Genomic DNA, 18,048 nt, shown 5'->3' on the forward strand with positions numbered 1-18,048 from the left:
AGAAAATGATGTCCTAGCATAACAATAAGCACTATTAAAAGGTATAGCTAATTATGTTCTGCTAGCTTACTTCTTCTTTGAGGGAGTTGAGTCTTGCTGTTGGCTTTGTTGAGCAATCTGTTGATCAATTTCTTTAATAGGCTTATTCATACTAAAAGAACTTGGCAATACATCAACACCCACTAACTGCCCTAGTTTAACAACCAGTGGAATAGTTAATGGTGCAAACGGTAATAACGCAAAAACGCCTAGTCCTAATCCTTTTAATATATCTACAAACTGCTCGTTGGCGCGTTTTAGTTCTGCTTTGTTTGTTTGCCCTTGGGTATAACGCCTATAAGTTATTAGCATTTCTTTGGTTTCTTGCTTTTCCTGAGCAAGGGCTATTTTAAGCGCGACCATAGCACGACGAAAGCGTAGTTGTTGTCGCTTTTTACTTATTTTAGCAACCCGCCAGGGTGCACGATGAATGACTTTATATAATCGCATAGCCTGTATTCTCACACAGCGTTCTAAGTTCACAAAGAATAATTTACACGCTTTATTCAATCATTTATTCTAAGCGTCCTTTTTTCCACTTTTGTAATAAAAAAATGCAAAAAAACATCCCTAGTACTAAACCCGAAAGACCAAAATCTGATGAGTGCTGTGGCGGCGGCAGTTGCTGCCCTTGCGTGTGGGATGAATATAAAGAAAAGCTGGCTGCGTGGAAAAAACACCATGGTGAAAATATCAACAGTAAGTCAATTTAATTCAATAATAGAAAATAACTAAAATAGCTTATTTAGTTAGTAATTATGTATCAATGTCTGTTTTTACCCCCTTTTCTCGCCCTAGTTGTGATTAACTCTGCGTTATTTTTAGATAAACCATTTGTTTCCACTTGTTAAATAGTAGTTAATTAGCCATTGCCCTCTTTAGTTTTTTTATCTATAGTCTATTTCGAGGACTCACAGGAGGTGCGCTTAATTAATTAAGCTTTTAGGAGTGAGTTAGCTATATTTGCTCCCCATTGAATGTGAAATGTCCACAAAAATAAGTCAGTAAATAGACTATACAAATCAATTCTAACTGGGGATATTTAGAATGAAATTAAAAAGCAATGCGCTTCAACAGGCGATCAAATTTGCTCTAGCAACAACAGCCGCAGGCTTGTTTGTTTCTGGTTCAGCAATTGCTCAAGAAGAGCAAACCGAAGTTAAAGTAAACAAAAACGTAGAAAAAATTGCCGTAGTTGGTACGCGCTCTGCGCCTCGCTCTATTGGTGACTCACCTGTTCCTATCGACATTATCGGTGGCGAAGAGCTTAGCAAGTCAGGCAACACAGATATGCTAGAGCTGTTAAAAGGAGCTATTCCTTCTTTAAACGTTCACTCAATGCCAATCAGTGATGCCGCTTCATTAGTACGCCCTGCAAACTTGCGCGGACTTCCTTCTGATAGCACACTAATTTTACTTAACGGTAAACGTCGTCATCGTGCCTCTGTTATTGCCTTTTTAGGTGGTGGTATTAATGATGGTGCTCAAGGTGCCGACATTTCAGTTATTCCAAGTATTGCACTGAAACAAGTAGAAGTACTTCGCGATGGTGCTGCTGCACAATATGGTTCTGATGCGATTGCTGGGGTTTTAAACTTCCAACTTAAAGATGCCTCAGAAGGCGGGTCATTCGAAGTTCGTAAAGGCCAATATTACGAAGGCGATGGTGATACAACCCAAATTTCAGGTAATGTGGGCTTACCATTTACCGATAGCGGTTTTGCAAATTTAAGTTTTCAGTACAAAACAGCCGATGCGACCAGCCGTTCTGTACAAAGAGCCGATGCCACAGCACTTGATGCTGCAGGCGTTCCAGACATTGCCCCAATCACCCAAGTATGGGGTGCACCTGAGGTAGATGACGACATCTCTATCTTTGGTAATGTTGGTTTAGAGCTAACTAACGACTCTCAATTTTATATGTTTGGTAACTACTCAGAGCGTGATGTACGCGGTGGTTTTTATTACCGTAACCCGCATACTCGCCCTGGTGCATACTCAAACGATGGTGGCGAAACACTTCTTGTTGGTGACTTAACCGGTGATATGAGCGGTAACTGTCCAACCATTATGATTGATGACAACGTTCTTGATAACCCTGACTACATTAATGGTGTAGCAAACAACCCTGATTGTTTCGCATTTAACGAAATGCTTCCGGGCGGTTTTACACCAAACTTTGGTGGTAATATCACCGATACGTCACTCACTATTGGTACTAAAGGTGAGTTTACTGGTGGCTTTTTAGAAGGCGCTTACTATGATTTAAGCGGTACTGTAGGTTACAACGAATCTCGCTACTTTATATACGACACAATCAATGCATCATTGGGTCCAGATAGCCCGCGTGATTTTAGCCCAGGTAAATATGAACAATTAGAGAAAAACTTTAATTTTGATATTTCAAAGGGTTTTGACTTTGACTTAGCTTACGATGTAAACATTGCCGGTGGTTTAGAGTGGCATGAAGAAACCTTTACTGTAGTAGCAGGCGATGAAGCTTCATTTATTGCCGGCCCATTAACTGATCAAGGTTTTGGTATTGGTTCTAACGGTTTCCCTGGATTTAAACCATCAGATGCAGGCGAATACGACCGTCGCAACTATGCAGCTTACATTGATATTGAAGCGCCATTTACTGAAGAATTCTTAATGGGCTTAGCGCTTCGCTACGAAGATTACGATACCTTTGGTTCAACCACTAACTATAAGTTAATGGGTCAATACCACCTTACTGAAGATCTAAACGTTCGAGGCTCAATTAGCACCGGTTTCCGTGCGCCTACCGTAGGCCAAGCAAATGTTAGTAACGTACAAACTAACTTAAGCAGTGGTGTACTGGTAGATTCAGCATTGTTACCACCTACAAACCCAATTGCTATTCAACTAGGTGGTACTGAACTTGAACCTGAAGAATCGCAAAGCTACACCTTTGGTGCGGTATACACCATTGGCGATTTATTCTTAACAGTTGATTACTACAACATCCAAGTAGATGATCGTATTAGTCAGTCAGATAAAATAGAACTTAGCCAAGCAGATAAAGACACACTCGAAGCTGCTGGTGTACCTAACGTACAAAACTTAGCGCAAGTTAGTTTCTTTACCAATGACTTTGATACCACTACTCAAGGTGTTGACTTAGTTGCTAACTACTCGGCTGAGTTGTTCAGTGGTAGCTCTACATTTAGCTTAGCTTACAACTGGAATGAGACAGAAGTAACACGCTCAAGTGATATTACCGGTGCATTTAAAGTAAGTCGTCTTGAAAATGACTTACCTAATCACCGTGCAACACTGAGCTGGGCACAACAATGGGAAAGCTTTTCAGCATTTTCTCGCCTTAACTACTTTGGTGAGTACCAAGGCGTTCACGTAGATTATGATGAAACGGCTAAAATGGCTGATGCAGCAGTCACATTAGATGTTGAAGTAACTTACTTCATGAATGACTCAATTAGTTTCTCAGTCGGTGCACAAAACCTACTGGATCAAGAAGCAGAGAAACTTGATTTCGCCGTAGCACCAAATAACAACTGGGGTGGTAAGTACTACGAAACATCTCCATACGGAATTAATGGTGGCTTTTACTACGCTAAAGCAACCTATACTTTCTAAAATGTGTTAATGATAATCAAAGGCGAAATGTGTAAAGCATTTCGCCTTTTTATTACCCTCTATAAACCCATTTAAAATGACTTTTACACTCGCATTTTTTGTGGCTTTGGGGTTATAGTAAATAAAAAGAATATTAGTTGTATTATGCTACTAAAAAAAGCGAATGAGTTATTGTCACAAAACAAGCTTAGAGAAGCTGAGTTTCATTACAAAACGCTATTACAAGCAGAGCCTGACAATGGTGACGCCCTGTTTGGCCTTGGTAAAGTAGCACTGCGTTTGGAACAATTTGATGCTGCTGTGTATATACTACAACGAGCGTGTCAGCACCTCCCTTATGTATTAGAACCTTTGTATGCATTAAGTGATGCATTTAATGCGGTCAACTCCCCTGAAGATGCGCAAAAAGTACTCGAATACGCAACAAGCATTGCCGCAGACAACCCAGACACCCATTATTATTTAGCTCAGCATTATTTAAATTTTGGCGAGCTTGATAAAGCGCAGGCCACATTTGAGGAGGCATTAAAGCTTGGGATAGCACCGGTTACGGCTTATGTTTTATTTGAATTGGTACAATTAGGGCGCTTTAATAAAGCAAATAATTACATTGATCAGTTACACCATTTTTTAACACAAACAAATAACCTACGCTTAAAAATGGTCTGCTACTATGCTTTAGCTAAAAGTTACGACAAGTTAGACGATACTGATCAAGCGTTTAACTATTTTGTGATTGCCAATCAGCAACAACACAAACTCAGTGAATTTAATACTGAAGATTTAATTGGGTTTTATGATCAACTTATTGAATATAACAATGAAAGTGTGCTCAATTTAGCAAAACTAAATAAGCAGTATCCTGTCACACCTGTGTTTATTATTGGCATGCCACGAAGCGGCTCAACCCTACTAGAACAAATGTTAGCAGGGCACAGTCAATGGGCAACGCTTGGAGAAGACTCCAGTATTAGTAATAAGGTAGTCGCCTTTTTAGAACATAAAACAGGGTTACGCTACCCTCAATGCTTAACTAAGCTAACAATGCCTTTAATTAACCAAGCCAGAGCTATTTATTTAGATACGTTAAGCTCTTTTGAGGGCAATTGCGCATTTGTTATCAATAAACTGCCTAGCAACTACCAAAACTTAGGGTTAATTTATATTTTATTCCCAGATGCTAAGTTTATAAACCTGACCCGCAACTTTCATGCAACCGCATTTTCAGTGTTTACTAATTACTTTGCTGAAAACGAACCCTATTTTTGTGATTTAAATGAATTTGCTTTGTATCATCAGCTTTATGAAAAACTGATGAGCCATTGGCAGCAATTTAACCGCTTAGCTATTTATAATTTAAGTTACGAGCAGTTAATTGAAAATCCTAAAGATCAATTAACCGCACTATTGAGTTTTACTGGCTGCGAATTTGAACACACTTGTTTGGACTTTTACAAAAACAAAAGCGCCGTTACAACGCTCAGTAAACATGCCATCAGGCAACCTGTAAATAACAAAAGCCTTGATAAGTGGCAGCGTTATGAAGCCCCTTTACTTAGTTTGCTCTCGTTGCCTCAAACCAATTAAGCACATCCATAAACTGTTCTTGGCGTGCCTGAGGGTGAGTAAGCATATTAATATGATCGTAATCTACTTTGTGCCCAAAGCGGCGGCCATATATTTGCATTTTTTGCACCCCAGTACCTGACTCATCAATAAACTTTTGAATATCGATAGGCTGTGCCAATGCTTTATCTTTTACTGCCGCAATATGTAACGTTGGAGGAAGCGTGAGAGTTGCTAATGTTTTAGCGTAATCAAAGCCATCATCACTGTCTACCCATGGATTTTGCTTCGCCCACTGCATACTTTGATAGTGCGACTTTTGAGTTTCATCATCACTGCCCCACTTTAAGCGTTTTGCCGGTAAATAACCGTGTTTTTTCGCTAAAATTGGTGCCATAAAATACCAAATCAAATTGGCCTGAAATAACTTTTTAGGGTGATTATTAAATAGCGAACGCTTTGAACCAAAATAGGCACACGCTTTTACATCGTTTATCAGCTCAGGAAAGCGAGCAAACACGCTATTAAGCAACACCCCACCCCAAGAATGAGCAACTAAAAAGTCAGGTTTTTTACTCTCTAACTGTTCAATTTTCTCAATAAATGCCGGAATATCTTCAACAATCGCCTCAGTTTGTCCATACCGTGCTTGCTTACAAATAGCAGGTTTACTTTCACCACGCCCGCGTAAATCAGCTACGTAGCAACAATACCCTTGTTCAGCTAAAAAAGGCGCTAACCCTTTATTGCTATGAGTGTAAAATATTTTGCCATTTTCTACCGCGCCATGAATTAATAGCACCACAGGCCCACTTGGCTGCTGGTTGGCGATACGACGCAAATGCAGTGTTTGATGGTCACCTAATTTAATAAAAACAGACTCTTGAGTAACTGCCAAAGCGAATTCCTTATAATTGCTAACAACTCATCCTACCAGTAATAACTGGTAAGCCAAAGGGAAAATTATGCACTTTTTCTGTCTGTATTTGTTACTATTGGATTTTATTCCTGTTGTTAAAAAAGCCTCATGAAAGCAAAATCAACTCGTTCTAAATTACATCCGCGCAATCAACACAAAAATGGTTACGATTTTAATTTGCTTACCTCGCAAACCCCTTCGTTAACTGCTTTTTTAATTACGACTCCAGCAGGCAATCAAAGTATTGATTTTAGTAATAACTTAGCTGTAAAAACCTTGAATCAGGCGCTATTAAAAAGTCATTACAACATTAACTTTTGGGACATTCCTGAGCACAACTTGTGCCCACCTATTCCAGGTAGAGTAGATTATATTCATTACTTAGCTGACTTACTCAGCGAAGATAATCAGCAGGTTATTCCCACTGGCCGACAAATTAAAGTGCTTGATATAGGCACTGGCGCTAACTTAGTTTACCCGCTAACGGGCAATAGCGAATACCAATGGCATTTTACTGGCAGCGACATAGACTCTGCAGCAATAAAAATAGCCAAGCAGCTCGCTCAGTTCAATAATCTAAAAATAACGCTTAAACAACAAAAAAATCCCGAGCATATTTTTAAAGGGGTGATTAATGCGAAAGATTTGTATCATTTAACGATGTGTAACCCGCCATTTCACGCCAGTGCAGAAGAAGCCAGTAAAGGCAGTGAACGTAAATGGAAAAACTTAGGCAAAGCGCCTTCGCAAGCACTTAATTTTGGCGGACAAAGTAATGAGCTGTGGTGTGAAGGTGGTGAATTAGCATTCATTTCTAACATGATCAAAGAAAGCAGGGATCACAGTGACCAAGTAATTTGGTTTACCTCGTTGGTTTCTAAAAAAGAAACTCTAGCAGCCTTAGAAGCACAGCTAAAACAACAGCCTATTAGTGAATTTAAAATTGTTGAAATGGCACAAGGGCAAAAAGTCAGTCGCTTTATTGCATGGAGCTATTTTGATAAAGCCACCCGAGAACAAATTTGTGAAGAATTAGTATAAAGCCACTTAAGGACACCCCATGATAGATTTTCGCTCAGATACAGTAACAAAACCGTGCAGCAAAATGCGGGATATTATGTATCATGCCCCCGTCGGCGACGACGTTTATGGCGATGATGAAAGTGTAAACCAATTAGAAGCTTATGCTCGATTACGTTTTAATGTGCAAGATGCACTTTTTTGTAGCTCAGGCACACAAACAAATCTGCTTGCATTAATGGCCCATTGTGAACGCGGCGACGAGTATATATGTGGCCAAAATGCTCATAACTACAAGTTTGAAGGCGGTGGCGCTGCCGTTTTAGGCTCTATTCAGCCACAGCCTATTGAAAATGAAGCCGATGGTAGTCTATGTTTTACTAAAATTGCTGCAGCAATTAAACCCGATGATAGCCACTTTGCAAAAACCCGCCTGTTAAGCCTTGAAAACACCATAGGTGGTAAAGTACTCGGTATTGATTATTTACTCAAAGCACGCGAATTTGTTAACCAACATAACTTAGCACTGCATTTAGATGGCGCTCGCGCTTTTAATGCCGCTGCAGAGCTTAACGTTGATATTAAAGAAATAACCCAACATTTTGACTCTGTATCTATTTGCTTATCAAAAGGATTAGGTGCACCTGTTGGTTCATTATTGCTTGGTTCAACAGCATTGATAGCCAAAGCAAGACGCTGGCGAAAAGTGCTTGGCGGCGGTATGCGCCAAGCGGGTATATTAGCTGCTGCGGGGCAATATGCTTTAGAAAATAACACTCAACGTTTAGTCGATGACCACGCTAATGCACGTTATTTAGCAAAGCAGTTAAATAACGTGGCAGGTTTTAACGTAAACATGAGTAATACCACAAACATGGTTTACGCTACGTTTGATAACAGCATAAACATCACAAAACTAGCAGCCGATTTAAAAGTACAGGGCATTGTGTTTAGCCCAAGTAAGCAACTTAGGCTAGTAACCCATTTAGGTATTACCAAAGCGGATATAGATACCTTTATTAAAGCCTTAACGGCCCATATTTAACGCGGCTTTATAATGTTTGCGGCACACCGATTCATAACGGTCGTTGCCGCCAATTTCTACTTGGTTGCCATCGGCAATAGCCTCGCCATTTTCATCGGTACGTAATACGTGATTTGCTTTACGCCCACAATGACACACCGTTTTAAGTTCTATTAACTTATCAGCCCAAGCAAGTAAATATTGCGAGCCGCTAAATAACTCACCTCTAAAGTCGTTTCTTAAGCCGTAACACAATACGGGAATACCTAACTCATCGACTACATCGGTTAACTGCATAACTTGATCTTTAGATAAAAACTGACATTCATCCACGAGTACACAATGGCGTTTTTTATCACTATTGAGCGATTTAATTAGCTCGTATACGTCTTTATCCGCATCATAAATATGTGCATCTGCTTGAAGGCCTATACGTGAGGATACTTTGCCCACTCCTGCTCTATCGTCAATGGCAGCCGTGAGGATCACCGGCTCCATACCGCGCTCTTTATAATTAAACGCTGATTGTAATAAAGTGGTTGATTTACCTGCATTCATTGCAGAGTAGTAAAAGTATAATTGCGCCATGGCCGTGCCTTCAAATAAAAAGTGCGCTTATGCTACCCTAAAGTGCAGAGAATACAAATTTGGAAACGCTATTTTATTTATTTTGCTTCGTGCTCTAGTAACCATTGCTTACGCTCTAAGCCACCAGCATAACCAGTTAGCTTTTTATTTGCACCAATGATGCGGTGACACGGCACAATAATGCTGATTGGGTTTTTGCCATTTGCAGCCCCCACCGCCCTCACTGCTTTAGGATTATTTAATTGTATGGCAATATCTTTATAGGTTGCCACTTTAGCAAACGGTACGCTTTGTAATGCCTGCCATACGCTTTGCTGAAATGGCGTGCCGCCAGTATCAAGCTCTAAATCAAACTCAGTACGCGTATGAGCAAAGTACTCATTAAGCTGCGCCACACAAGATAAAACATGTGAATTAGTCACCTTATTTAAAGGCGTACTGGTATAACTGGTCGGTGGATAAAACCCCACATAACTAATACCGTTTTCAGTTGCCTGAATAATAATATCGTCAATCGGGCTGGGTAAACTGGTTTGCACTATCATAATTGCTGCCAAAGTTGAAAAGTTAAGTAAGATCGAAATGGTGCACAGTTCGCAGATTCAAACGAGCTTGCTGCCGCTTGGGCTTTTTTAACCCCTAAATCGCCATCAAGTAAAATATCGGGTTGGCTTTGACCGCGCAGTTTTGCGTAATTAACCGTCCAAGGGCCAATTCCTTTTAAAGTAAGCCATTGGTCTAAATCATCCTCCTTGGGGTGAATAGCACAAAATTCAGCGAGATTATGCAGTGCATTTTTACGTGCCTGCGGCATTTTAAAAAAAGCAAAATCACTACCTGCCACTACTTCAGGTGTTGGAAAGTACACCTTTCCCTCTTGTTGCTCCGAAAGCTGTTGCACTAATTGAGTCACTAAATTATGCGCCGCAGTTACACTCACCTGCTGACCTAACACAGCGCGAATACCCGCTTCAAAGGTTGACCAAATACCCGGTAACCTTAAGCCTTTAGTAAGTGGAAATGCATTATTAATGTGTTCGCTTAAATGCGCCTCAATTAAATAAGTATCTGCATCTAAATCAAGTACACGGCGAATGTTGTTAATAACTGGCTGTAAATATTGCGTATTATCTATATCAATTTGCACCCGAAAATGATGTTTATCTGCAATAAATTCAGCATTAAAGCGGCCTCTACACGATTTATAAGTAAAAGTACGCCCATAACTGGTTGGCGTTAACCACTCTATTGGCTCTATAAGTCGTTTTGCTAAAAACCCATGCAATGCTTGCCAGTTATACGGCGGACGAAAAGGCAAAATTAAGGTGAGCCCAAGATCAGTTGAATGCTTGGCGGTTCTGAGCGCTGAGGGCGCGATATTAAGTTGTTTTAAAAAAGCATCATTGAATCGTCGCACACTTTTAAAGCCGGAAGCAAACGCTATCTCGGTAAGCGGTAAGCTGGTTTCTTGAATCAATTTTTTTGCAAAATGGCATTGATTAAATAACCGATATTGAGTTACTGAAAGACCAAAATATTGAGAAAAAAGCCGTCTTAAATAGCGACTGCTTATTCCTAAACGCGCAGCAAGTACTTCACAATCACACTCGTGATATTGATCAATTAACTGCTTAGCACGCAATGCAGTGGTTTGTGATCCCAGCCAAGCAGCACTACCTGGTGCGCTATCGGGCCTGCAACGAATACAAGGCCTAAACCCTGCTTGCGCAGCAGAGTGCGCAAACTGATAGTAGGTTACATTTTTTTCATGCGCAGTGGGCGCGGGGCAAATTGGCCGACAATAAATACCTGTGGTTTTTACCGCTACATAAAAAAGCCCATCAAAACGCGCATCGCGGCTCTGACGCGCTTTTTGCCAATGCTGATTAACCATAAATTGCTCTTATAAGTTATGTAGCGCTTAGCTTAACAAAAACTAGGTATATTACTGGCCATATTCGGCACTAATCTTTGTTTGCAAAATCAATCAATGCTTGGCCCGTTAAACGATATATAATCCATTCATTCTGTGGCTCAGCGCCCATGCTATTATAAAAATCAATCGCGGGTTTATTCCAATCAAGCACTACCCACTCAAAGCGGCCACAGTCTTTGCTTATTGCTCTGTTTGCCAGCTCTTTCATGATAGCTTTACCGGCACCATTTCCACGGCTATCTGGGCTAACATATAAATCTTCTAAATAGAGACCATTTTTACCTAACCAAGTAGAGTAGTTGTAAAAATACACCGCAAAACCAATCGGTTCATCATCTTGTAAACAAATTAAACTGTGCGCTGTTGCGCCGTCGCAAAACAGTGTATCTAAAATTGCTTGTTCATTGGTTTTAACTGCATCTGGCTCTTTTTCGTAAATGGCAAGCTCATTAATAAAATGCAAAATTGTTTTTGCATCACTTGGCTGTGCATCGCGAATTTCTATTGCTGTGTTCATTGTTATTAACCCTTCAAAACGACTTTTATGCCTATTAAATTCAAAATAAAAAGTGCCTAAATAATTATGATAACTTAAGCCATTAATACAATTATTTATACCCTAGCATATCGTTTTTATATTCAATACGTAACTATCACGGGCTTATTTAAATTTAGCCATTAAGATATCTAAAAAACAAATTAAAACAGCGCTTTTATAAATCGTAAAAAGTTGTCATTATGAGTAAAAAGTAAAGCAATAAGGGAGTTTAACTAAAATGGGTCATGGTCACTCACACAGTCACGTTGATGATAACCAAAGTGATAAACAGCTCACTCTTGCCGTATTTATAAATGTTTTACTGACTGCAGTGCAAGTTGTTGGTGGCGTATTTTCTGGTAGCCTTTCATTAATTGCCGATGCATTACATAACCTAAGTGATGCGGCCTCTATATTTATTGCCCTCGTTGCCCGAAAAATTGGCAATAAACAGGCTGATACAACCCATCATTTTGGCTACAAACGCGCAGAGATACTAGCAACCCTTTTTAATAGCACTACGTTAATAGTCATCGGGGGTTATTTAATTTTTGAAGCCATAAATGGTTATTTAAACCCCCAACCAATTAACGGTTGGATTATTGTATGGGTTGCCGCAGTAGCGCTACTCGTTGATTTAGTCACTGCGTTATTAACCTTTAAAGCCGGCGCTAAAAATAACATGAATATAAAGGCGGCGTTTATTCATAATGTATCTGATGCAATGGCATCAATAGTCGTTATTATTGCCGGTACTTTAATCATTTTATACCAGTGGTATGTCGTTGATTTAATAGCGACCATTTTAATATCACTGTACGTTATTTATCACGGCGTGTTATTACTTAAAGCCAGCTGCAGCATTTTAATGCAAGCAGCACCCATTGGTTTTGATCAGCAACTTATAAGCAAGAAATTACTGCAACAGTTTGCTATTACGCAAATAAAATCAATAAAAGCGTGGCAACTGGACGATACTACCACTCACTGTGAAATTGTGATGCAAACAGATACCCCTATTGAGCTTAATGCCATAAAACACTATTTACATGATGAATTTGCAATTGAACACTGCGTAATTGAGTGTTGTTCACCTTAGTTTGATTATACAAATTACTTTGTAATTAAAGCTAATCGCATCTTTATTTTTATGCCTTGTGCAACAAAACGCAGAAGGCCTGCTAACAATAATCAACTGCCGTTACGAGCATCTATTTTAACGCAACGTTATATTTGACCCCCTATAGCTTGCAATAGTATACATGCAAATAAAAACAATTATCATTAACCTTGCGTTTACTTTGAATTACTCTTAATATTGCGCCCATCATTAATACAACTAAAACCATTCAAACGAAGGACCCGCATGTTTAAAACATCTCTGAGCTTAATAGCATTAATAGTCAGTGGCGCCAGTATTGCAGACGAATCAACGATCCAAAGAAATTTAAATCAAACAGAAATGGAGCACGTTATTGTTTCGGGTAGTCGTGTTTTTGAAAGTATTGATGAGGTCCCTGCTTCCATAACTATTATTAGTCAAAAGCAAATAGAAGCGCATTTAAAAGTTAATCCAGAATTACAAAGCCTTTTAGCACAAATGGTTCCCGGCCTTGCTCCAGATACTGGAAGCTCAAGTAATTCAGGACAAACTTTACGCGGGCGTGCCCCACTGATCATGATTGATGGCGTGCCACAGTCAACGCCACTGCGTAACGGATCATTAGGGGTAAAAACCTTAGATCCAAGCGCAATAGGTCGAATAGAAGTCATAAAAGGAGCAACGTCAATTTATGGTAACGGCGCATCAGGCGGAATTATTAACTATATTACCAAGCAAGCACAAAGCGATGGGCAAACCCAAGGTGAAATAAGCTTATCGAGTCGTTTTAGTGCGGTAAAACTTGAAGAAAGCGCAGGCGCAAGGTTATCTGCAGCATTGAATGGTCGTGCAGATAAATTTAGCTACTTAGTAACAGCAAGCTATGAAGAAAACGGTGTACAACGCGATTCGCAAGGCGATATTCTCGGTTTACAATATGGTTTATCTGATGCCGTTACACAAAATTACTTCACTAAGCTTGGCTATGACTTTGATGATGAAAAGCAACTCCAATTTAGTTATAACTACTTCAGTTCACAACAAAAAACCGACTTAGGTGATGTTGTTGGTGATATGAGCCTAAGAGAAAAAACCTACGCCATTCATGTGCCGTCAGAATTACAAAAGCAAGGTAAACCACAAGGGCCAGAAGGCAACGAAAATATAACCTTAAAATACACCGACTACGCACTGCTTGAAAACACACAAATGACGTTAGACCTCTATACGCAAGATATAGAAAATGTGTTTTTCTTCTCTCCAAACCTTGCCAATCCTGATGAGAATTATCAAGGTGGTCAATCAGTTATAAGTTCAGAAAAAAAAGGCGCCAGAGCAACTTTTAATACCCAGGTAGACTTTGACTCAGTTGAAGCGTCATTTATTTACGGAATTGATGCGTTAAATGATGTAACTGCACAACCGCTGGTTGATGGGCGTGTTTGGGTGCCAGAAATGGACATGAAAAGTGTCGCGGGCTTTTTACAAACTAAGTGGGTTATTGCTAATGACTTAATAATAAAGGCCGGTGTACGCAAAGAAAATATCGACCTTAGCGTAGATGATTATCGCACGCTTAAATTATGTAAAACGGCCACGCAATGCTCTGTGCCAATTAGCGTAAAAGGCGACACGGTTGATTACAATGCTACGACCTATAACGTGGGCATTAAATACAATCTAGATGAAAAATTCAGCCCCTTTTTAAACTACTCACAGGGATCTGATATATCAGATATTGGCCGCCTGCTTCGCTCTGCCACAGTGAATGATATAGGCCTTATTCAAACACAAGCTTCAATTATCGATAATTATGAAATTGGTTTTAATTCTCAATTTGATGCAGTTCGTTTAGAAGTCGCAGCATATCGAAGCACCTCTGAGCTTGGCACTACAAACAAATTTAATGAAGTAACGGGTGTTTATGAACCGGTTAGAGCACCTCAAGAAATTTGGGGTTATGAAGCCTTAGTAGACTACACCATAAGCTCATCTCTTAAATTACTAGCAACGTATAGCTATGTAGAAGGTGAAAATACTGAAGCAGATATATACTTAGGCTCTAAGCAAATCAGCCCACCAAAAGCCACAGCCAATCTTAACTGGCAACCTACGGATACCCTATCATTAACATTAAGTTACTTGTATGTGGGTGATAGAAAGCGCTTTGAGCCTAATGATAATGGTAAATATGTTGGCGATCAGGGACCTGTCGATAACTACACTGTGTTTAATTTAAGTGGTCAGTATCAGTTTGCAGATAGTTGGCAAGGTTTTATCGGGGTAGAAAACTTATTTAACCAAGATTACTTCCCTGCCCGTGCACAATCTTACACCTATGGTGGATACAACATTAAAGGTTTAGGTACCACGGCCACAGTAGGTGTTACTTATCAATTTTAATCACTTACGCGTTCATACTTTTACAGTATGAACGCGCTTATACCCTCAACTAACTTGCTGATCTAAAATACAAATAACAACCTGTCCATTTATCAACCAGCAATGCAAACTTAAACGAGAATCAAACTCAATATTAACCATATGATTTATAAGTAAATTACTTGCAATTCTGTGCCTATATACTAGACTAGCCACAATTAGAATTTTTAGGATAAGCGCTATGAAAGGTAATCAAAAAGTAATCGACGCCTTCAATACATTGTTAGCTAACGAATTAGCTGCTATTGACCAGTATTTTATTCATTCTCGTATGTACGACGATTGGGGCCTAAACAAACTTTATGAGCGTCTTAACCATGAAATGGAAGAAGAAAAAGACCACGCTGACTGGCTAATTAAGCGTATTCTTTTTTTAGAAGGCGTACCAAACATGACTAAACGTCGTGATCTGTTAATTGGTGACGATGTAAAAAGCATGATGCAAAACGACTTAACCTTAGAACTTGAAGTGGTTGAGTGTGTTAAAGAGGTTATTGCTATCTGTGAACAACAGCAAGATTATCAATCTCGTGAAATTCTAGAAAAGCTATTATTTGATACCGAAGAAGATCACGTCTACTGGTTAGAGCAACAACTGGGTCTGATTGACAAAATTGGCACTCAAAACTATCACCAAGCTCAAATGGGCGAATAAGGACTTATATTATGAAAGGCGATAAAGACGTTATTGCAGCACTAAATAAAGTACTTGCTAATGAGCTTGTGGGTATTAACCAATACTTTTTACATGCACGCATGTTTAAAGATTTTGGTTTTAGTAAACTAGACAAAGCTGATTACAAAGTATCGATACAAAAGATGAAAAACGCCGATCGTTTAATTGAGCGTATTTTATTTTTAGAAGGCCTGCCTAACCTTCAAGATTTAGGACGCTTACGCATTGGTGAAAACAGCGAAGAAATGATTGCCGCTAACATGAGCTTTGAACTTGATACAGTAGATGAGCTACGCACAGCCATTAAGCTAGCTGAGAGTAAAAAAGATTACATTAGCCGCGAAGCGCTCGATAACATTTTAAATGAGCAAGAAGAGCAAATTGATTGGCTAGAAACACAGCAACTACTGATCAAAAACACTGGGCTTGAAAACTACTTACAATCGCAACTGTAAGTTAAAGTTATAAATACAAAAAAAGCAGCTAAGGCTGCTTTTTTTATGTTTAATTTTTAAATGTTAAACCAATTCGTTTAGATAGGGCCTACTTTTATAAATTACTATTAAGCCACTTGATCGGTTATATCTGCAATTTGAATCAGTTTACGATTGAGGATCTTTTTAGTACAGCAACAACACTTACCGCATTGGCTGCCCACTTTAAGCTCTTTAGTTAGCTCGCGCATGGTAGTAGCACCATCGTCGATGGTTTGCTCAATTTTTTTATCGGTCACACCGTGACAAAGACAAACATACATGAATACAAACAACTCTCAATTTCATTTAGTGGGTTTATATTAATCTAAACGAAAATAGTTATCAATTGGTTTTTTTATAAAATTTGAATTTTTTGCATTTTTTTTGGCCAGCGCCACTTAAGTTGAGAATTCGCGGCAAGTTGAGAATTGTTTGAATTTCATTCGAAGTATGGCACTTAAATTGAGATTTATTAACTAGAGTCTCGCCTTAAATTTAAGTAGGTTCAGGGTCTGTTGACCTTTCAAGGTTAAATTTGCAGCAGTCTGTTTGGTCTTTAGGCAAGGCAGAGTCTATGTGGTGTGGTTATTCCCCATAAATAGGCGATAACGCAGCATCAATGCCAAACAGGCGCTGCCCGAAGGGTTCTGCCTAGGGGCAATTAACTCTTTGTTGCCTACATGGATGTAGGTAAGGGGCGTGAGCAGGACGCGGAAGCTTTGCTCGATTTTTACTTAGCCCACTAGGTTACAAATCTCGCGTCGCGATTAAATCCCCCCTAGTTTGAACAAGTATTAATCCGTAAAGGCCAACAGACCCTAAGTTTAGGTAAATAGTTGAATGATTAAAATGAATTACATTAAGTCTAAAGAAGCCTTAATGTATAAATATAGGATTAGTGCGTGGGCTATTTCCGGTTTGTGCCATTTGCAGACAGTGGTAACGCTTGCAGCACGCGCGCCCACGAAATGGAGCCGGAGGCGCAATGTAGTGGGAGTCGCCGTGCCTGCACTTGTTATGCATGTGGACTTTCTAATTGTGCAATGATTAACGCAGCTATCTCTTTAAGCTTCCCAACCTCTTCAAACTGCACGCCATGGTCTTTTATCACCAACAAAGGTCCTGGAAAAACATGAAAATGAAAATGCCCCACAGTTTGACCGGCAGAAGAGCCATTGTGCTGGAATATGGTTGACCCAGTCACCCCCATAGCGCGCTCGAGAGCTTTACCTATTTTCTGAACGGTTAGCATGCATGCTTGAGCAGCTTCTGCAGACAGATCGTAAATTGTGACCGCTTGCTCCTTGGGTACTACTAATACGTGACCATCCTTCTGCGGCATTATATCCATGAATGCGAGCGTTAAATCATCCTCATAGACCTTTACACAGGGGGCCTCTCCAGCAATAATCTTCGCGAAAGTATTACTATTGTCGTAGATTGGGTTCACTGATTTCTCCAGCTTACGGAAATGCATAACGCCAAGGTAAGCGGAAAAATACAGTTAGGCTAAACTGCGCGAAGCGCGAGCCAACTGTAATTTTTCCGTTTAAGCGCCTTGTTATGTGAATTATTTACCGTACCTGCGAATTACGGATACTTTACCATTTTCTAACTCAAGAACATCTAGTACCACTTTGTTATAGCTAAACTCTGAGCCGTCTGAACGTAAGCCTGTAGCGGAGAAAGTATGTTTAAGTGCTATGGAATTATAACCAACAATATACTCAAGAATTTTTGCTTTATAATCGGTATGAACACCTAGATATCGAGACATACCTTCACGCATTAATTTTTTACCATCAGGCTCTCTTGAGTCATCTGGCGCATTAGGAAAATGTTGATTACCAACATCATCAGTTAAGAATGACAAGTAAATCTCTAAGTCTTCTTTAGATGCTCCTGGTTGTTGTGTATTAGTCATTGCTTGATGGTATTGCTTAACAAAATTCTCATAATCAAATTTATCATCACTCGCAAAAGCAATGGTTGAAATTAGAGAGATTGAAATAGCTAGAATTGAAATATATTTGTTCATTGGTACTCCTTACCGTGAGATTCACATAACAATTTAATAGTGCGCTCATCGCGCATATTTCTGCCG

At 39.5% G+C, this 18,048-nt stretch carries 18 protein-coding genes; 9 read left to right on the forward strand and 9 right to left on the reverse strand.

The window, feature by feature from the left end; all coding sequences use genetic code 11:
- Nucleotides 1-66 precede the first annotated feature (66 nt).
- Nucleotides 67-489 carry a hypothetical protein gene (locus ACNSN3_RS15760; protein WP_010389125.1) on the reverse strand — a complete coding sequence of 141 codons (423 nt, stop codon included), beginning with the start codon at nt 487-489 and terminating at the stop codon, nt 67-69.
- 104 nt (nt 490-593) lie between these two features.
- Between ACNSN3_RS15760 and ACNSN3_RS15765 the strand changes: the two genes are divergently transcribed.
- The 3 genes from ACNSN3_RS15765 (at nt 594) to ACNSN3_RS15775 (ending at nt 5,244) form a co-directional block, all read left to right on the forward strand.
- Nucleotides 594-752: an oxidoreductase-like domain-containing protein gene (locus tag ACNSN3_RS15765; protein ID WP_010389126.1), complete on the forward strand. Its 159-nt coding sequence runs from the start codon at nt 594-596 to the stop codon at nt 750-752.
- A gap of 334 nt (nt 753-1,086) precedes the next feature.
- The gene (locus ACNSN3_RS15770) at nt 1,087-3,657 is read left to right on the forward strand and encodes a TonB-dependent receptor plug domain-containing protein (RefSeq protein WP_055011929.1); all 2,571 of its coding nucleotides are present in this window, start codon (nt 1,087-1,089) and stop codon (nt 3,655-3,657) included.
- A 144-nt stretch (nt 3,658-3,801) separates the two neighbouring features.
- A complete protein-coding gene (locus tag ACNSN3_RS15775; protein ID WP_010389129.1) occupies nt 3,802-5,244 on the forward strand; it encodes a tetratricopeptide repeat-containing sulfotransferase family protein in 1,443 nt (480 codons plus the stop codon).
- Here ACNSN3_RS15775 and ACNSN3_RS15780 read toward each other — a convergent pair.
- Entirely contained in the window at nt 5,213-6,121 is a 909-nt protein-coding gene (locus tag ACNSN3_RS15780) for an alpha/beta fold hydrolase (protein ID WP_010389130.1), read from the reverse strand. The two genes, ACNSN3_RS15775 and ACNSN3_RS15780, sit on opposite strands and share 32 nt — an antisense overlap.
- A 129-nt stretch (nt 6,122-6,250) precedes the next feature.
- On the opposite strand from ACNSN3_RS15780, the gene rlmF reads away from it, so the two are divergent.
- The gene (gene rlmF, locus ACNSN3_RS15785; RefSeq protein WP_054201282.1) at nt 6,251-7,183 is read left to right on the forward strand and encodes a 23S rRNA (adenine(1618)-N(6))-methyltransferase RlmF; all 933 of its coding nucleotides are present in this window, start codon (nt 6,251-6,253) and stop codon (nt 7,181-7,183) included.
- 19 nt (nt 7,184-7,202) lie between these two features.
- Nucleotides 7,203-8,207 (forward strand): low-specificity L-threonine aldolase, encoded by a 1,005-nt coding sequence (ltaE, locus tag ACNSN3_RS15790; RefSeq protein ID WP_418609515.1) that lies wholly within the window; start codon nt 7,203-7,205, stop codon nt 8,205-8,207.
- On the opposite strand, the gene ACNSN3_RS15795 is transcribed toward ltaE, so the two are convergent.
- From ACNSN3_RS15795 to ACNSN3_RS15810, 4 genes are all read right to left on the reverse strand, one after another.
- Entirely contained in the window at nt 8,190-8,774 is a 585-nt protein-coding gene (locus tag ACNSN3_RS15795; RefSeq protein ID WP_008112278.1) for a thymidine kinase, read from the reverse strand. The genes ltaE and ACNSN3_RS15795 overlap by 18 nt on opposite strands.
- Nucleotides 8,775-8,851: 77 nt before the next feature.
- Complete coding sequence (locus ACNSN3_RS15800) at nt 8,852-9,319, reverse strand: methylated-DNA--[protein]-cysteine S-methyltransferase (RefSeq protein ID WP_075170325.1); 468 nt, start codon at nt 9,317-9,319, stop codon at nt 8,852-8,854.
- Complete coding sequence (locus ACNSN3_RS15805) at nt 9,316-10,668, reverse strand: DNA-3-methyladenine glycosylase 2 family protein (protein WP_075170326.1); 1,353 nt, start codon at nt 10,666-10,668, stop codon at nt 9,316-9,318. The genes ACNSN3_RS15800 and ACNSN3_RS15805 overlap by 4 nt, the downstream gene beginning before the upstream one ends.
- 70 nt (nt 10,669-10,738) lie before the next feature.
- Nucleotides 10,739-11,227: a GNAT family N-acetyltransferase gene (locus ACNSN3_RS15810; RefSeq protein WP_138595836.1), complete on the reverse strand. Its 489-nt coding sequence runs from the start codon at nt 11,225-11,227 to the stop codon at nt 10,739-10,741.
- A 259-nt stretch (nt 11,228-11,486) separates the two neighbouring features.
- Between ACNSN3_RS15810 and ACNSN3_RS15815 the strand changes: the two genes are divergently transcribed.
- The 4 genes from ACNSN3_RS15815 (at nt 11,487) to bfr (ACNSN3_RS15830) (ending at nt 15,923) form a co-directional block, all read left to right on the forward strand.
- Nucleotides 11,487-12,347 carry a cation diffusion facilitator family transporter gene (locus ACNSN3_RS15815; RefSeq protein ID WP_418609519.1) on the forward strand — a complete coding sequence of 287 codons (861 nt, stop codon included), beginning with the start codon at nt 11,487-11,489 and terminating at the stop codon, nt 12,345-12,347.
- 267 nt (nt 12,348-12,614) lie between these two features.
- Nucleotides 12,615-14,753: a TonB-dependent receptor gene (locus tag ACNSN3_RS15820; RefSeq protein WP_418609521.1), complete on the forward strand. Its 2,139-nt coding sequence runs from the start codon at nt 12,615-12,617 to the stop codon at nt 14,751-14,753.
- 220 nt (nt 14,754-14,973) lie between these two features.
- Nucleotides 14,974-15,447: a bacterioferritin gene (gene bfr / locus ACNSN3_RS15825; protein ID WP_013463107.1), complete on the forward strand. Its 474-nt coding sequence runs from the start codon at nt 14,974-14,976 to the stop codon at nt 15,445-15,447.
- An 11-nt stretch (nt 15,448-15,458) separates the two neighbouring features.
- The gene (gene bfr / locus ACNSN3_RS15830; protein WP_036955020.1) at nt 15,459-15,923 is read left to right on the forward strand and encodes a bacterioferritin; all 465 of its coding nucleotides are present in this window, start codon (nt 15,459-15,461) and stop codon (nt 15,921-15,923) included.
- Nucleotides 15,924-16,030: 107 nt separating this feature from the next.
- Here the strand turns inward: bfr (ACNSN3_RS15830) and ACNSN3_RS15835 are convergent, their stop codons facing one another.
- The 3 genes from ACNSN3_RS15835 to ACNSN3_RS15845 form a co-directional block, all read right to left on the reverse strand.
- The gene (locus ACNSN3_RS15835) at nt 16,031-16,225 is read right to left on the reverse strand and encodes a (2Fe-2S)-binding protein (protein WP_010389142.1); all 195 of its coding nucleotides are present in this window, start codon (nt 16,223-16,225) and stop codon (nt 16,031-16,033) included.
- Nucleotides 16,226-16,959: 734 nt separating this feature from the next.
- A complete protein-coding gene (locus ACNSN3_RS15840; RefSeq protein ID WP_418609524.1) occupies nt 16,960-17,394 on the reverse strand; it encodes an HIT family protein in 435 nt (144 codons plus the stop codon).
- Nucleotides 17,395-17,514: 120 nt separating this feature from the next.
- Nucleotides 17,515-17,982, reverse strand: coding sequence for a nuclear transport factor 2 family protein (locus ACNSN3_RS15845; protein ID WP_131692155.1), 468 nt, complete (start codon nt 17,980-17,982; stop codon nt 17,515-17,517).
- Nucleotides 17,983-18,048 lie beyond the last annotated feature (66 nt).

This window comes from Pseudoalteromonas sp. US3C1004 (genome assembly GCF_048401065.1).
Lineage (GTDB): Bacteria > Pseudomonadota > Gammaproteobacteria > Enterobacterales > Alteromonadaceae > Pseudoalteromonas > Pseudoalteromonas undina.

Excerpts from the sequence above, each read along its gene's own strand:
- ACNSN3_RS15760 (WP_010389125.1), bottom strand. The coding sequence starts at position 489 with ATGCGATTATATAAAGTCATTCATCGTGCACCCTGGCGGGTTGCTAAA.
- ACNSN3_RS15765 (WP_010389126.1), top strand. The coding sequence starts at position 594 with ATGCAAAAAAACATCCCTAGTACTAAACCCGAAAGACCAAAATCTGAT.
- ACNSN3_RS15770 (WP_055011929.1), top strand. The coding sequence starts at position 1,087 with ATGAAATTAAAAAGCAATGCGCTTCAACAGGCGATCAAATTTGCTCTA.
- ACNSN3_RS15775 (WP_010389129.1), top strand. The coding sequence starts at position 3,802 with ATGCTACTAAAAAAAGCGAATGAGTTATTGTCACAAAACAAGCTTAGA.
- rlmF (WP_054201282.1), top strand. The coding sequence starts at position 6,251 with ATGAAAGCAAAATCAACTCGTTCTAAATTACATCCGCGCAATCAACAC.
- ltaE (WP_418609515.1), top strand. The coding sequence starts at position 7,203 with ATGATAGATTTTCGCTCAGATACAGTAACAAAACCGTGCAGCAAAATG.
- ACNSN3_RS15795 (WP_008112278.1), bottom strand. The coding sequence starts at position 8,774 with ATGGCGCAATTATACTTTTACTACTCTGCAATGAATGCAGGTAAATCA.
- ACNSN3_RS15800 (WP_075170325.1), bottom strand. The coding sequence starts at position 9,319 with ATGATAGTGCAAACCAGTTTACCCAGCCCGATTGACGATATTATTATT.
- ACNSN3_RS15805 (WP_075170326.1), bottom strand. The coding sequence starts at position 10,668 with ATGGTTAATCAGCATTGGCAAAAAGCGCGTCAGAGCCGCGATGCGCGT.
- ACNSN3_RS15810 (WP_138595836.1), bottom strand. The coding sequence starts at position 11,227 with ATGAACACAGCAATAGAAATTCGCGATGCACAGCCAAGTGATGCAAAA.
- ACNSN3_RS15815 (WP_418609519.1), top strand. The coding sequence starts at position 11,487 with ATGGGTCATGGTCACTCACACAGTCACGTTGATGATAACCAAAGTGAT.
- ACNSN3_RS15820 (WP_418609521.1), top strand. The coding sequence starts at position 12,615 with ATGTTTAAAACATCTCTGAGCTTAATAGCATTAATAGTCAGTGGCGCC.
- bfr (WP_013463107.1), top strand. The coding sequence starts at position 14,974 with ATGAAAGGTAATCAAAAAGTAATCGACGCCTTCAATACATTGTTAGCT.
- bfr (WP_036955020.1), top strand. The coding sequence starts at position 15,459 with ATGAAAGGCGATAAAGACGTTATTGCAGCACTAAATAAAGTACTTGCT.
- ACNSN3_RS15835 (WP_010389142.1), bottom strand. The coding sequence starts at position 16,225 with ATGTATGTTTGTCTTTGTCACGGTGTGACCGATAAAAAAATTGAGCAA.
- ACNSN3_RS15845 (WP_131692155.1), bottom strand. The coding sequence starts at position 17,982 with ATGAACAAATATATTTCAATTCTAGCTATTTCAATCTCTCTAATTTCA.